At 65.8% G+C, this 13,822-nt stretch carries 9 protein-coding genes; all 9 read left to right on the top strand.

All coding sequences use genetic code 11. The features are described from left to right. Positions 1-1,701: 1,701 nt before the first annotated feature. The 9 genes from AC07DW_RS28580 to AC07DW_RS28540 are packed head-to-tail and all read left to right on the top strand — an operon-like array spanning position 1,702 to position 13,755. The gene (locus tag AC07DW_RS28580) at positions 1,702-2,397 is read left to right on the top strand and encodes a glycosyltransferase (protein WP_478860558.1); all 696 of its coding nucleotides are present in this window, start codon (positions 1,702-1,704) and stop codon (positions 2,395-2,397) included. Between the two features lie 5 nt (positions 2,398-2,402). Continuing rightward, positions 2,403-3,821, top strand: a complete 1,419-nt coding sequence (locus AC07DW_RS28575; protein WP_478860559.1) for a glycosyltransferase family 4 protein — start codon at positions 2,403-2,405, stop codon at positions 3,819-3,821. Continuing rightward, positions 3,818-6,139, top strand: coding sequence for an oligosaccharide flippase family protein (locus AC07DW_RS28570; RefSeq protein ID WP_478860557.1), 2,322 nt, complete (start codon positions 3,818-3,820; stop codon positions 6,137-6,139). The genes AC07DW_RS28575 and AC07DW_RS28570 overlap by 4 nt, the downstream gene beginning before the upstream one ends. After that, positions 6,136-7,920 (top strand): glycosyltransferase, encoded by a 1,785-nt coding sequence (locus AC07DW_RS28565; RefSeq protein ID WP_478860556.1) that lies wholly within the window; start codon positions 6,136-6,138, stop codon positions 7,918-7,920. The genes AC07DW_RS28570 and AC07DW_RS28565 overlap by 4 nt, the downstream gene beginning before the upstream one ends. Further along, positions 7,917-8,711: a PIG-L deacetylase family protein gene (locus AC07DW_RS28560; RefSeq protein WP_478860555.1), complete on the top strand. Its 795-nt coding sequence runs from the start codon at positions 7,917-7,919 to the stop codon at positions 8,709-8,711. Before AC07DW_RS28565 ends, AC07DW_RS28560 begins: the two co-directional genes overlap by 4 nt. Further along, positions 8,708-10,282, top strand: coding sequence for an ArnT family glycosyltransferase (locus AC07DW_RS28555; RefSeq protein ID WP_478860554.1), 1,575 nt, complete (start codon positions 8,708-8,710; stop codon positions 10,280-10,282). Before AC07DW_RS28560 ends, AC07DW_RS28555 begins: the two co-directional genes overlap by 4 nt. Then, positions 10,279-11,361, top strand: coding sequence for a glycosyltransferase (locus tag AC07DW_RS28550; protein WP_478860553.1), 1,083 nt, complete (start codon positions 10,279-10,281; stop codon positions 11,359-11,361). The genes AC07DW_RS28555 and AC07DW_RS28550 overlap by 4 nt, the downstream gene beginning before the upstream one ends. Beyond that, a complete protein-coding gene (locus AC07DW_RS28545) occupies positions 11,358-12,635 on the top strand; it encodes a beta-galactosidase (RefSeq protein WP_478860552.1) in 1,278 nt (425 codons plus the stop codon). Before AC07DW_RS28550 ends, AC07DW_RS28545 begins: the two co-directional genes overlap by 4 nt. Before the next feature lie 13 nt (positions 12,636-12,648). Continuing rightward, entirely contained in the window at positions 12,649-13,755 is a 1,107-nt protein-coding gene (locus AC07DW_RS28540) for a GNAT family N-acetyltransferase (RefSeq protein ID WP_478860551.1), read from the top strand. The last annotated feature ends 67 nt before the right edge of the window (positions 13,756-13,822 follow it).

The raw sequence follows: 13,822 nt of genomic DNA, 5'->3' as shown, positions 1-13,822 counted from the left end.
GCCCGCGAGGTCTACCGCGCCCTGACCAGCACACCAACCGAACGAATCACTCAAACCGACCTCGCTCCAGCGGCTTGACAGCCATAGGAGCATCCCTAAGCACCTCCGCGACCTTGCTCCGCCGCATCTTGTTCGAATAAGTCGGCCGCCTGCAGACGCCGCCGTTCTGCCTCAACCAGGCTCAGCTGCCCGGGAGTCCGAGTCCCCATACCTCTGGTATGCCGCACATGGCCGACTCGTCAACCACAGCCTCAAAGATCAGTACTGCAAGGGGAAGTTGTTTACGGAAATGACCACCGATCCTGCGAGGACTGCTGCCTGGGTGTCTCCATAAGGAGACAGTCTTGGCGGTACGCCTTACTTGATCCGGTATGGCCTGCTGAAGCAGCCGTGTCATTTTGGGTGAGCTTGACGCAATTGACCGGTCGCCGCATCCTCAGTTGTATATCCCTCTGGCTCCGGAGGTGGCCTCGTGATCGCTCACCCGCTTCGCCGGTCTACTGATCGTCCGGCCAAGGTCGCAGCTGACGGTGGGCGGTTACGCGTGCGAGTCAGTTTGGTGGTCCTGATCAGCCCGGGGGGAGAGGTTCCGTCGTGGCTGTCCGCCTACAGCCCGCCCTGCGCGGATGAAGTACTTGTAGTCAGGCGGACGTCGGCAGACGGGTCCGCTCCGATATGGGGTGGTGTGATTCCACAGGGGGAACTGATTGTGGTGTGTGAGGGAGAGGACGCGGCGTCTCCTCCTGACATCCAGCACTATCTGCATTACCTCGACACAGGGTACGGCTTCGTCAAAGGATCTCGTTTTATCGCTGGCGGGGGCGGTCCTGGCCGTCCGTGGCTGCACCGCTGTGTGCACCGCTTGCTGCTGCACTTCACCCACATGTTCTATGGTCAACAATTGACTGACTTGTGGTGCGGGATATGCGCTTTCCCCAGACCCTTTATGGAGATCATCGGGAACGGGGAGGGCGTTTGCCTGGAGGCACCTCCAGGGGCGGTGGTGCGTGCGCTCCAGTACGGTCTGCGCACCGTGGAGGTCCCTGCCCAGGAACGTTCGGGCAGCGGACCTGTCCGGCGGCGCACTTTCCGCGAGGGCTTTGATGTGTTCATGCTCCTTTGGCGGTATCGCCCACGCAATACGCTGCATCGGCTGCTGGCCGGTCACGGTGCCCGTCAGTCATAAGCGCCCTTCTTGACATGCTGGAAGAGGGCGCCGACCATGGGAATTGCGGTAACTCTGGAACGAAGAAGGCGTTTTATGTCCATTCCTGCGGCAGCTGCCCTTCGCGTACCGGCTCCTCACCCGCTGCGGCGAGTGACCGACTGGCCTGTCGCCAGCTTCGGCACGGGGTCCCCCAGGGCGGCGCGGAAGGCACAGCACCTCGCTCGCCGGGCCAGCGACCGCATTGCTCGCTGCAGAGGCCGGGTACAGCGGGTGCCGGTCGCCAGGTGGCGGCCCACCAGCGCTCGGGCATGCTGCCGCGGGCCACGCAGGCGCTGCGGCGGAGCCCGTCGGCAGGGTGGCCGCCGTGGGCGGTCAGACGAGGGTGATTCTGCAGCTGTCAGGAGCCGGCTGAACTTCTCAGGCGGTGGGGACTGGTCCGGATGAGGTCGCCCTTCACTCTTGACCGCAGCCGCCGTGGCGCCGCCTGGCCGCAGGCCGGCTTCGAGGTGCCTATAACCCTCCAGCGTTCCGAGGTGGAGCTTGAGGTCGTCATTCCGGCATGCAATGAGGAAAAGCGGCTTCCCGATACGCTGAGCGCTACGGTCGACTACCTCGCCGGCCGTTCGTGGTCGTCCGCCGTGGTCGTGGTAGATAACGACAGTGCGGACGGTACTCGTGACGTCGCCTATGAGTTTAACGGCGGGCCGGTTCCCGTTCGGGTGATTGGTTGCAGCGATCACGGCAAAGGGGCGGCCGTACGGCGTGGCATTGTCACGTCGAATGCCCGTTATATAGGTTTTGCTGATGCTGATAACGCGACGCCCATCGAGACGCTGGACCGGGTTATGCCGCTGCTCATGGGAGGGCACGCTGCGGTGATCGCCTCCCGGCGCGCAGCCGGGGCGCGGTATGAGGCTGAGCAGTCCGTGGGGCGCCGGTGCGGCAGCTGGGTGTTCCGGCACCTGAGGCCCGCAGGGCTGCGGGATATCGCAGACACTCAGTGTGGTTTCAAGTTTTTCGATGGCCCGCTGATCCGTGAGATTGTCCGTACCTGTCGTATCGATGGTTTTTCCTTTGACGTCGAGCTCCTGAGCCGTGTGGTGCAGAGCAAGTTGCAGGTTGTAGAGGTACCCGTGGCCTGGTCGGACGTCCCTGGTTCAACCTTCTCGGCCCGCCGCGATGGCCTGCGTTCGATGGCCGACCTTGTCCGTATCACCCTGGCGAAGTGACCGACATGAGAACTGATGCTCTTACACAGCTGGCCCGGACAGACCTTCTGTTTCTCAATTGGCGTGATCCTTCGCATCCGTCGGCGGGCGGCGCCGAGGCGTACTGTTTCGAGATTGCTAAAAGGTTCGCCCGTGCTGGTGCCAGCGTGACGCTCCTGAGCGCCCGGTATGCGGGCGCTGCAGCGGTGCAAGTTCAGGACGGCGTGCGCATCCTGCGGCAGGGTGGGACCTTTGGAGTTTATTTGGCTGCAGCACGGCACCTGCTGCGCCACCCGCACGCTTACGATGCGGTGATTGATTTCCAGAATGGTATTCCTTTCTTCTCTCCCTTGTTCGTACCCCGGTGGACGGCTGATGTTTGCGTCATTCACCATGTTCATCAGCAGCAGTTCGATGTTCGGTTCCGCTGGCCGATGAACTCGCTGGGGCGGGTTCTGGAGAAGCAGGTGAGCCGGCTGGTCTACCGCGGTCGTCCCCTGGTCGTCGTCTCGCCATCGACCAAGGAAGGCGCGCGGCGCGAGCTGGGTCTGCACAATCCAGTGCATATCGTGCCCAATGGGCGCCCTGCTGTTCCGGCTGTGCCGCCCTGCCGCCGCAGTTCCACCCCCCACCTCACCGTCGTCAGCCGGCTGGTGCCGCACAAGCGGGTGGATCTGCTTGTGCACGCCATCCCTGCGGTGCTGCGCCAGGTGCCCGATCTGCACGTCGATGTGTGCGGGGACGGTGATCAGCTCGGACCCCTGCGCGCCCTTGCAGCGCGGCTGGATATCACGCACGCCGTCAGTTTTCACGGACGGGTGACGGAGCAGCGTAAAGACGAGCTGCTGGCCCGGGCTTGGATGACGGTTGTTCCCTCTGTGGCCGAAGGCTGGGGCCTGACCGTCATCGAGGCGAATGCCATGGGGACGCCGGCGCTCGTCTACGACGTTCCAGGACTGCGCGATGCGGTGGCGCACATGCGCAACGGCTGGATTCAGCCGTCCGGGTCGCCGCTGGAAGAAGGGGTCGTCCCGGCGCTGAACTCGCTTCGCGAGCCAGAGGTGGCGGGACGGTTTGCGGCAGACTGCCGCCGGTGGGCCGAGCAGTTCTCCTGGGACAGCAGCGCCGCCAGGCTGGCTGCGGTCATCGGGGAGGAAACCCATCGGGTGCACCGGCATGTCCGGCAGCGCCGGCAGCCCGGCAATCTCTCGGCCACTGGGCGCTTTGCAGCAACCGATCCCGATGCTATGGAGCTGCGGCTGGCTCAGGGCCTGCGGCAGACCGACTGCTTCACCCGTCGGGATGATCGATTCGGCCTGCTGTTGCACAATTGCGACGAGGTGCGGGCTTGTGCAGTCCTTCGACGCCTGGGCGTGCCGGAGGGGCGGGTGGCCCTGGCGACCCGCCGGGACGTCCTCCTCGGTCACGCAGAGCCCTCGTCATGACGGCGGCACAGCTGCTCGGCCTGCGGCGGTCGTCGGGCCCGGATGAGGCTTCGATCGTGCGCGGCGCCCGCTGGGTGACCGTCGGCGCGGTGATCGTGGGCGTGCTGAACTACGGGTATGCGCTGGTGCTCACCCGCTTGCTGGATGTGCACGCGTACGCAGTGTTCGCGGCAGGGCAGGCCCTGGTGCTCTGTGCCGCCACCGTTGCGATTGTTGTTATTCCGTGGGTGCTTGCTCAGGGTCTGGCCCAGGCGAGCCTGGACGCGGAGCGAACGGAGGCCGTCAATCTCAGCGTCGTCACGGCCGTCGTCGGTGCAATTGTCTCCTCTTTCGCCGTGGCGGGCGTGGCGTCGACGTTTGCCAGTGCCGACACGGTTGTCCTCCTCGCCCTGTGCACCGGGGCGCTGTACCTCACCCGCGTGCCGGTGGGCTGGCTGCAGGGCAACGAGCGGATGCGCACCCTGGCGTGCGTGAGCATGAGTGAGGCGGCACTCAAGATCGTCGTTGGTGTGCTGCTGGTGGCGGTCTGGGGGATGGGTGCCAATGGAGCGGTGCTGGGAATCGGGCTGGCTGTGCTGCCGTTTGTCTTGTGGTGGCCCCGCCGGCGCGGAGGTGGCCGTCAGCGGTGGTTCCGCGTGGCGGTCAGGCGTGAGGCGTGGCGCCGGGCTGCGGGCGCGGCCTGTGTGCAGGGGCTGATCGCCGTCATGGTCGCCACGGATGTGATCCTCGTCGCGGTGCTGCCCACGGGCGGCCCGGAGGCTGCGAGTTACCAGGCCGCCGTGATGCTCGGCCGGGTTCCTCTGTTCATGGCAGGGGCCATCTCGCTGGCGTTCTTCCCTGCTCTGAGCAGACGGCTGTGTGCCAGTGAGCTGACCAGGGGTGCCGTGCGGCTGTACTGCGTCGCCGCGCTTCCTCTCAGCCTTGTCGTGGGTTCTCTTCCATCCGCCCTGCTGACCTTGCTGTTCCCGGCCCAGTACTCTCTGACAGGCTCGCTGCTTCCGTTCACCGCGGTGTCCGGTTTCGCCATCGGGCTCCTGACGCTGACGGCAACCTTCAGTCAGGCTGTGAACGACTACCGCTGTCTGCGGTGGCAGGCCGCGGGGCTGGTCGTTTACGGTGGCGCACTGCTTGCCGGATGGCAGAGGGGTGGTGTGGCCGGCCTTGCCGTGGGAGCGGCGGCCGGGACGACGCTCGCATGGGTTCTGCTCGCTGTGCGTCTGATCCGGAGTCGCGGCACCAGCGTCTACCCCCGCCTGTCGGTCATACCGCCGCTGCTTATGGCGGCCGTTCTGATCGCAACGCGGCCTCACCCGCTCTTGTGGTCAGCTACCGCTGCGGCGGTCGCCGTCTACGCTGCCTGGTGCTTCTTCCGTCACCATGAGCAGTCCCCTGCCCCCCGCCATTCCCGTGCCGGGCACGAGGTGCAGCGGCTGCTGTGCGATGCGGTGTGGCACCGCACACCGCCGGCAGCAGATGACGCTGCGCTGGGTGAAGCGCTGGCGCTGGCTCGTGGCAACCAGGTCGAAGGACTGCTTGCCCGTGCCTACCCGGCCCGCCTGTCCACGACCACCTGCGAGGTCGCAGCGGCCACGGGGCTGTTTCGGCGGCGGCTCGACGAAGTGACGCAGCGCCTTCACTGCGCAGGAATACCTGCTGTTCTCATCAAGGCTGACCTCGGTGGCGACTACGTATACAGCAACTTCGACCTCGTCGTGCCCGAGCAGCGGTGGCAAGCTGCTGAAGAAGCTCTGGAGGGCTGGTACAAGCGGCGTTCGGTGTACTGGCTGGAGCGGGGCAGCAAGGTTCTTCTCGCACCGGATACCGGTCCCGCAGCTCACCTGCACAAAGCTGTCACATGGTTCGGGATACCGGTGATCCCCGCGGGACGTCTGCTGGAGCGGGCACGGCCTTCCTCCGAGGGCCGGTGGCTTGAGCCGTGTCCTGCCGACCGCTTGAGGATCTGGCTGGCTCACGGCCTGTTTCAGAACCTGGCTTTCGACATGTCCGAACTGCTTGCTTTGCGCTCCTTGATAGCGCAGCCGGAGGTAGTCGCCGAGGCGCGGCGGGAGGCAGTCCGGGAAGGCTGGGTGCGAGGCTTCACGGCCGCACTGCGCCTGACAGCCGACACTGTCAGGCACATAGACAGAGGCGGCACGGTGGCCCTGCCGCTTGCCTTGCCCGTCCCAGCGGCTCTCCTTGCCGGAGCAGAACACGCAGGGCATCTGCTGCGGCGGGGCAATCCGCATACAGCGGCCAGGGAAATTGCGCTACGTCCAGTGCTCACAGTAGCCAAGAATGCAGGAAGGTCGGCCCCATGACAGGCACCGCTGGTGCGGCTGTGGTCGCGGTCTGCGGCCAGGACGGCACAGGCAAGTCCACCCTCACGGCCAACCTCGCCGACCTGCTGAGACAGCGTGGCTTCGCTGTCACCACCGCCTACTGCTACGGGTGCGTGGTCTGCAGGAGATTCCGCCGGCCAGGGCGGTGGCGCGGCACGGCAGGGGAAAGCGGGCGCCTTAGGGGACTCATCCTCGCGCTGGACCGCACGCACGGGCTGCTGGACGTGATGGAATCGGCTCTGCGTCTGGCATGGGCGCACGTCAAGGCCCGTGCCCGGGCGCGGCCCTGCCAACGCCGGGTGATCATCACCGACCGCGGTCCGCTGGACGGCCTGGTGAAGTTCCACCCGGGTCCCGACAGCTGGCTGGCACGCGCATTCAGCGCCCTGGCGCGCCGCTACTGCATCACCCTCCTGCTGGAGGACCATGCTGCGGCGATACTGGCGCGCGATGCGTACGACGGGGTCCGGGACGAGGGGTGGCTGCGCAAAGAGCAGGAGCGTTACCGGCGCCTGGCCCAGGCACTGTCCGGTGTGGTGCATCTGCCGACGGGTGCAGGGGGCCCCTCCCGGACGGCCCTGCACGCTCTCGGCCCGGTACTCAGCGCCATTAAGGGAGCAGCCCCGTCGCGGCGGCGTGTGGTGCTGTCCGTCTTCGATGACATGACCAGTCCTCATTACCGTGGCGGTGGAGCTGTGGTCACGGAGAAGATTGCCCAGCGCCTGGCGGAAGACTTCGAGGTCACGGTGGTAACTGCCGGCCGGCACCGCGGGGCCCGGGTCCGCAACCAGGTAGTCTACCGGTCATTGCCCGTGACGTGGGCGGGGCCCCGTGCAGGACAGCTGCTGTTCCAGGCCGCGCTTCCCTTCGTGGCCCGGCGCCTCCCGCACGACCTGTGGCTGGAGAGCTTCACCCCGCCGTTTTCCACAAGCGGTCTGCCTCTGGTCACGAAAGCTCCGGTGGTGGGAATCGACCAGGTCCGCAGCGGCAGTCTCGCTTGGCACCGTTACCACATTCCCTTCTTTCTGCTCGAGCGGCTCGGCCTGCAGTGCTATCGCCATCTGGTCGCCCTGAACGATGCCGATGCCTGCACCCTGCGGCGGGCAAGCCCGCGCGCGGAGGTATCGGTCATCCCTAACGGAGTAGACCCTCCCCCGCAGACGCAGGGGCTGGGCACCGGTGACTACATCTTGTTCCTGGGCCGCATGGACGTCTGGCAGAAGGGCATCGACCTGCTGCTCGATGCCTACCACTGCTGCGGCCGGCCCATGCCACTGCTGCTTGCCGGCGGCGGCACACGGGCGGAAGAAAGAAAACTTGACGCGCTCGTCCAGGAGCGGGGACAGGGAGTACGGCGTGTCGGCAGAGTCACCGGCGCGCAGAAGGAAGACCTCATCAAAGGCAGCGCTCTTGTGGTCATGCCGTCCCGTCATGAGACTTTCGGCCTGGTGGCTCTGGAAGCCATGGCCCACGGGAAACCCGTGGTGCATTTCGATTTGCCGTCCATGCGCTGGACCCAGAACGGCGGCGGAGTACCAGTCGCTCCGTTCGACACCAGAGCGCTCGGCAAGACCCTCAGGCAGATCGCGTCAGACCCGGGGCAGCGCGAGCGGCTGGGACGCTCGGCGCTGGCCACAGCCCGGTTGTTCAGCTGGGACAAAATGACCGGCCGGTACCTGGCGCTGGTGCACGACCTCCTGCGACAGGACGGATCAGAGCCCATGCCGCTACAAGATGCTGCAGGAGGCGAAGTGCCATGAGCGGCGACACAACGATCAGCGCCATGCTGAAGGGCCTGCCCGTGACCGTCTTCTCTCCTCATCTCGACGATGCGGTCCTGTCCTGCGGCGCTTTCCTCATGGAAGCATGCCGGCACGTACCGGTGACGGTCATAACGTTCTTCACAGAAGCCGGGCCGCCTCCGCACACCCTTTCAGCCCGTCGCTACCTGCACCAGACGGGGGCTGGCAGCGCGCAAGACCTCTACGCAGAACGGCAGGAAGAGGACAGGGAAGCCCTCAAAGAACTGGGGGCCGCCTGGCGGCACATGGGGCTGACGGACGGCTTGTTCAGATGCAAAACCGGTGCGGCCGCGGCAAGACGCAAAGCCTGCAGGTGGCTGCCAGAAGCAACACATGTCTATCCCACCTACCGCCTGCATCTCGCAGCCGGCAAGCTGTCCCGGCATGATGCGGCTGTACTCCTTGCAGTGACCGGGACCATCAGCGATGTCGCGCGCCACGGTCCGCAGTTGCTGCTTGCTCCGCTGGCAGTAGGCGGCCACGCCGACCACCTCCTGGTGCGCTCCGCTGCAGAGCGGAGCCGTCAGCGCATTGTGTACTACAGCGACTTCCCCTACAACGTACGGCACCGGGCAGATACCTCCTTCGTGATGCGGAACGCACTGACGGCACATTCCTACGGGCACGGGACAGAACGCAAAACCCCTCTTCTGCTCAAATACGGCACCCAGGTAAAAGCACTGTTCCCTGACGGCCGGGTGCCCGCCCGCCCGGAGGAATATTTCATGCCCGCTGGGAGCACGGGATGAGCACGACCCTCCCCCGCCCTGCCACTGTCCGGGACGGTGAGGCCACACCTGCACGCCCGCGTGTACCCGTCGCTGTGCTGGCCTGGGCCGCGTTCACCGTCACCACGGGTCTTCGGCTGGTGGCCATCGGGCCCTCCGGTGACTTGTTCATCGACGAGCTGATTTACCGCGAGGTCGGCCTCAGCGCTGCGCAGGGAGGTTTTCCCCGCACCGACGAGGGGCTGTTCTTCCTTCACCCTCCAGGATTCTTCTACCTGGAAGCCGCCTGGATGCACATATTCGGCCTGGACGAGGAACTCATCAGCAGCATCTACCGGCTCCGGATCATCAACGCTCTCCTCTCGGGTGTCACAGCCTCTCTGCTCGTACTCCTGGTGGCGCGTGTGCGGTCACGGCCCGCCGCTGCAGCCGCCGCCCTGCTGTTCGCGCTCGACCCGTACTGCATACGCCAGAACAACCGCGTGATGCTTGAGACCGAAACAATGATGTGGGTGCTGGCCGGATACCTGGTGCTCATTCCGCTCGCCCAGCGCCCCGTGGCGCCGCGCGCCAGCGCTCGTGCAGTCTGCGCAGGCTGCTTCTTTGCCATGGCGGTTCTCACCAAGGATCACTCTGCGCTCATTACACTCCTGCCCGTTCTTCTCGGTGCCGCACTCAACTGGGGCCCGCCTCGCCGACAGCTCCTGCTCACCGCTGCTGCCACTGTCATCCCGTACGGGATCTATGTCGCAACCGTGGCGGCTGCCGGCCATTTTGAAGAATTCTGGTATGCGAAGACACACGGCGTGCAGCGCCTGCTGGGTTTTCTGCAGGAAACGGGATTCAACGCTCAGGGGAGGCCGCCCCTTACCGAGCGCCTCGTGGAGGAGATAACCACCTTCGGCCCAACCTATGCCGTCCTCTTCCTCGGACCGTTCGCCCTGGTGAGCCTGTTGCGCCGCAGAGACCCACTGCACCGCACCATTGCGCTGTTCCACCTGTCGGCCGGTCTTACCCTCGCTTACGCGGTGGCACTGGGGACGCTGGAAGAGCAGGCCCTGTACCTGCTGATCGTTCCCAACATTGCCGCCGTCACGACGGCCTGGCCGCGCCGGCGCAGCCGTGCGAGCCGTGCGAGCCGTGCGCGTATGGCCAGCGTCAGTGCGGTGACAGCTCTCGCAGCCATCTCATGCTTCTCCGGAGCCTCTTACGCCGCTCTGCGCACCCAGAGCGACGACGGGTTCGCCCGGCTGCGCACCTACATGGCACACCATGTTCCCAGAGGCGCTGCCGTGACTGCGGCTGACGGCACCACCACCCGGGGCGTGACCGACTGGGCTCTGAAAGACCGCTACCGGCTGGGCAACTGGAGCACGCCACAGGCCCGCAAAGCCGCCGGGTCCCGGTACCTGGTGGTTCCCTGGAAGGTGATCGAAGAGGGTTACGGCCGCATGAACGAACGCCAGGTGCGCAGTCTCACCGCCGGCGGTGAACTCGTCTTCGTCACGCGTGGCCGCACCTACGGGGCGCTCGCTCTGTACCGGCTCCCTCTCGACGGTGACGCCCCCCGCAGAACGGAGACGGGCCGGTGAGGACCAGACCACGCGTCCTGCTCGTCACGAGCAGCCCCCTCGACGGGCAGGACGGAGCCGACATACAGCTGGCCGCTGCGCTCGCCCGCTCCATACCGGAGGTTGACTTCCTGTGGTTCGGGCGCCGCCGCCGGTCGGCCGAGGACGTGCCGGGGACTGCCGTTCCCGTGCTGTCCGCAGACGGCCTGCCGCATCTGCAGCAGCGTCTGCAGATCGCCCTGGCGAGCGTGTGGCTGGCACGGCGTGTCAGCCTCATCCACGCTGTTATGACCATCGGGACCGGTTTTCCCGCCTTCTCCCGTCTGTGGCCGCCGCTCATAGGCGGCAGGCCCGTGCTGCACACAGTGCCGGGGGTCGTCGACTCCTCACTGCTGCGGCGGGCACGTCCGCTGGGCACCAGCGTCGCGCTTTCCCAGGCCACGGCCAGCCAGCTGGCCACTGCAGGTTTCGGGGATGTGAGAGTCCTGCCGCCCATGGTCCCGGCAGAGCACTGGAAGTACCGGCCACGCACTGGCTCAACGCCGCCGGTTGTGCTCGTCACCGGTCATCACGACCCGCAGTGCGGCGTGCGTGAGGCCATCGCTGCCGCCGGCGCCGCCGTGCGGTCCGGTACCCGGTTGCGTCTTGTGCTTGCTCTGCGGGGACGCCCAGGGCAGGACTTGCCCTGGCTGCGGGAGGAGCTGCGGCGCGAAGCCCGCCAGCAAGGAGTGACCGACACGGCCGTGCTGGGTTACGTAGAGGACATGCCCCAGCTCATCGCCTCAGCAGATGTGCTCATGTTCCTGCCCGCGTCCCTGAGGGGAAAGGCCGACGTGCCGCTGACCGTGCTCGGCGCGCTGGCTACCGGCCGGCCCGCCATTCTCAGTGATCTGCCACAGTTCGCTTCGCTGCAGGACGCGGTCCTGCGTGCGCCCGTCGGCGACACCGGCCAGGCTGCCCGCCTGCTGCAGCAGCTGCTGCAGCAGCCGCGGCGCTGGCAGACGATGGCACACCGCGGCAGAGCCGTGGCCGAAAGGCGTTTCTCGCCTGACCGTTTCCGCACGGAATACGCTGGCCTCTACCAGGAGCTGCTGCAATGACCGCCCCCGCTCTCAGACTGCTGGTGAGCGCCTTGACCGCCGGGGCGATCGCTACGCTGGTCACCCTGATGATGCTTCCTGGAGGCCCTCCAGAGCGGACGTACTACTTCGGTACCCTGCAGACCAACACCGCCCGCATCAACGCCGCGGCCGGCCAGGGCATCTCCGTAGCGCACCTCCAAGTGCGGTGGGACCGTTTCGAGCCCGCCAACGGTGTCTACGACACGGCATACATCAACAAGCTGCGCCAGGACCTGCGGGCCTTCCGCTCATCAGGCGTCAGAGTGGAACTGGGCACCGGTCTTCACCACGCGCCGCCCTGGTTGCATGCAAAGCATCCTGAGGCCGCATACGTGAGCCAGGACGGCCGGCGCAACACCAAGAACCCCAACGTCGTCTTCAGCGCAGCGATACGTGCCGAAGCCGAGGAGTACCTCAGACGGCTGGCCGCCGAGATCGACATGCGGCAGCTGTGGGCTGTCCGGGTGGGCGTGAACGAGGTGGGCGAATACGCCTATCCCGCACCGGAGCAGACAAAGGGGGCATATTGGGCCTTTGATGACAACGCCCAGGGAATGGCCCGCGGACTTCCACCGGGCCAGTCTGCGGCCCCCTATCCCGGCTGGAAACCCGGGGAGCGCGTCTACCGAGGCATGCCGTTCCCCCGCCGACAGGTGGCCCAGTGGTACGACTGGTATCTGTCCTCCCTGGCTGACGCCGTCAACTGGCAGATCGGGCTGTACCGCTCGATGGAGTATGGGGGCCTGGTGAAAGTACTCGTGCCCGGGACCGGATATTTCCCTGCTGACCGAGCAGCAGCACTCCACCGGTATCTGGACGGGTCAGTCACCGGTCGGCTCATAGCCCAGGGAGCGGGATTCTCCTTCACCATTCCACTGATCAAGCACCGCGACAACGTGCAAATCATCACCACAGCACTCGTTGACGGCTCGGGCAAACCCCGCAACAACGGCTGCGAAGCTGCTGACAACCACGTGGACACCGACTCGCCTCATAACGAACGGCTCCGTGACTGGTCGTCGCCACGCTGGGTTTCCCAGATCGCCCGTCGCGCAGGCTTCAGAATCGGCGGAGAAAGCGCAGGCCCCCACATCGCCCCCTATTACCCAGGCGTAATGACCGAGGCAGCGCACCAGATGGAAACATGTGGCCTTTCCGGCCTCATGTGGGCTTTCGACGGCCAGCTGTACGACGGGACCCCCGGCTCATCTCTGCACGACTACGCACAGATGATCGACCGGCTCTCCAGGTGAAGAGGACGGCGCCATGCTGATAAAAAACATCCCACCAGCTGACCTCTCAGCTGCAGAAGTCCGGGCCTGGCGCAGCATGATGGGCGAGTCGGTGCCGGCCAACCCATTCCTGTCACCGGAGTTCACACAGGCTGTCGGTACACAGCGGCCGTCAGCACGAGTAGCCGTAGCCGAGCGTTCCGGATCCCCAGTCGCCTTCTTTCCGTTCGAGCGGCGGCTCATGGGCTTCGGCCGCCCCATCGGCCACGGCATCTGCGATGCTCAGGGACTTGTCCACCACGAAGCCGCCGGTGTGGACACCGATGCACTCCTGAAAGCATGCGGCCTGCAGCTGTGGCAGTTCGACCACCTCGTGGCAGGACAGACCGCCTTCGAAGATGCCATCAGCAATCATGAGGAATCACCGCTGATCACACTGGCGGACGGCCACGAGACGGCCTCTCCCCCGCTGCGGCATCCAGACCAACTGTCTTCACGCTTCCGCCGCACCATGCGAAACAACGAACGCCGGCTCCGGCGGGACCTCGGCCCGTTGCGCTTCGTCTACGACGAACGTGACCCCCGTCACCTTGAAACTCTGATGTCATGGAAGTCCGCCCAGTACCGCGAGAAGCACCGCATTGACCAATTCGCGCGCCCCTGGGTGGTGGAGACACTTCGGAGACTCCACTCCACCCAGACCGCAACATGCTCCGGAACGCTCTCCACCCTCTATTCCGGCGGGAGGCCCCTAGCCTGCCATTTCGGCCTCAGATCACAGACAATGCTCTGCTACTGGTTCCCCGCCTATGACCCACAAGCAGCCGCTTATGCGCCAGGACTGCAGCTCCTTCTGCGCCTGGCCGATGCCGCGGCGCAAGAAGGGCTCATGCAAATCGATCTGGGGAAGGGCAACGAGAGATACAAGTCCACCGTGAAGACAGGCAGTGCGACCCTGGCCGAGGGAGCGGCAGTGCGGCCCACACGGAGCGCTGCCCTGCTCTGCAGGCAAGCGGAAAAGGCCCAGGTAGCGCGCAGGGCCATGGCTCGAAATAACCTCCTGCGGGGCATCGCCCTCCATGCCCAGCGAACAGTCCGCACTCCGCTTCTCCAGCACAAACTGCCTTGCAGCACCGAGTAAAGCTCGGATCTGATGCCTCCAGGAATGCAGAGGCGAATTCCCCTCGAGGGGTCGGCGATAAACACCA

The organism is Streptomyces sp. NPDC045701, assembly GCF_056432045.1.
The sequence above is the reverse complement of the archived record's forward strand: the minus strand, read 5'-3'. Positions and strand labels throughout refer to the sequence as shown.

Coding starts and splice junctions, on each gene's coding strand:
- AC07DW_RS28565 (WP_478860556.1), top strand. CDS start 6,136: ATGACAGGCACCGCTGGTGCGGCTGTGGTCGCGGTCTGCGGCCAGGAC.
- AC07DW_RS28540 (WP_478860551.1), top strand. CDS start 12,649: ATGCTGATAAAAAACATCCCACCAGCTGACCTCTCAGCTGCAGAAGTC.
- AC07DW_RS28560 (WP_478860555.1), top strand. CDS start 7,917: ATGAGCGGCGACACAACGATCAGCGCCATGCTGAAGGGCCTGCCCGTG.
- AC07DW_RS28575 (WP_478860559.1), top strand. CDS start 2,403: ATGAGAACTGATGCTCTTACACAGCTGGCCCGGACAGACCTTCTGTTT.
- AC07DW_RS28570 (WP_478860557.1), top strand. CDS start 3,818: ATGACGGCGGCACAGCTGCTCGGCCTGCGGCGGTCGTCGGGCCCGGAT.
- AC07DW_RS28545 (WP_478860552.1), top strand. CDS start 11,358: ATGACCGCCCCCGCTCTCAGACTGCTGGTGAGCGCCTTGACCGCCGGG.
- AC07DW_RS28555 (WP_478860554.1), top strand. CDS start 8,708: ATGAGCACGACCCTCCCCCGCCCTGCCACTGTCCGGGACGGTGAGGCC.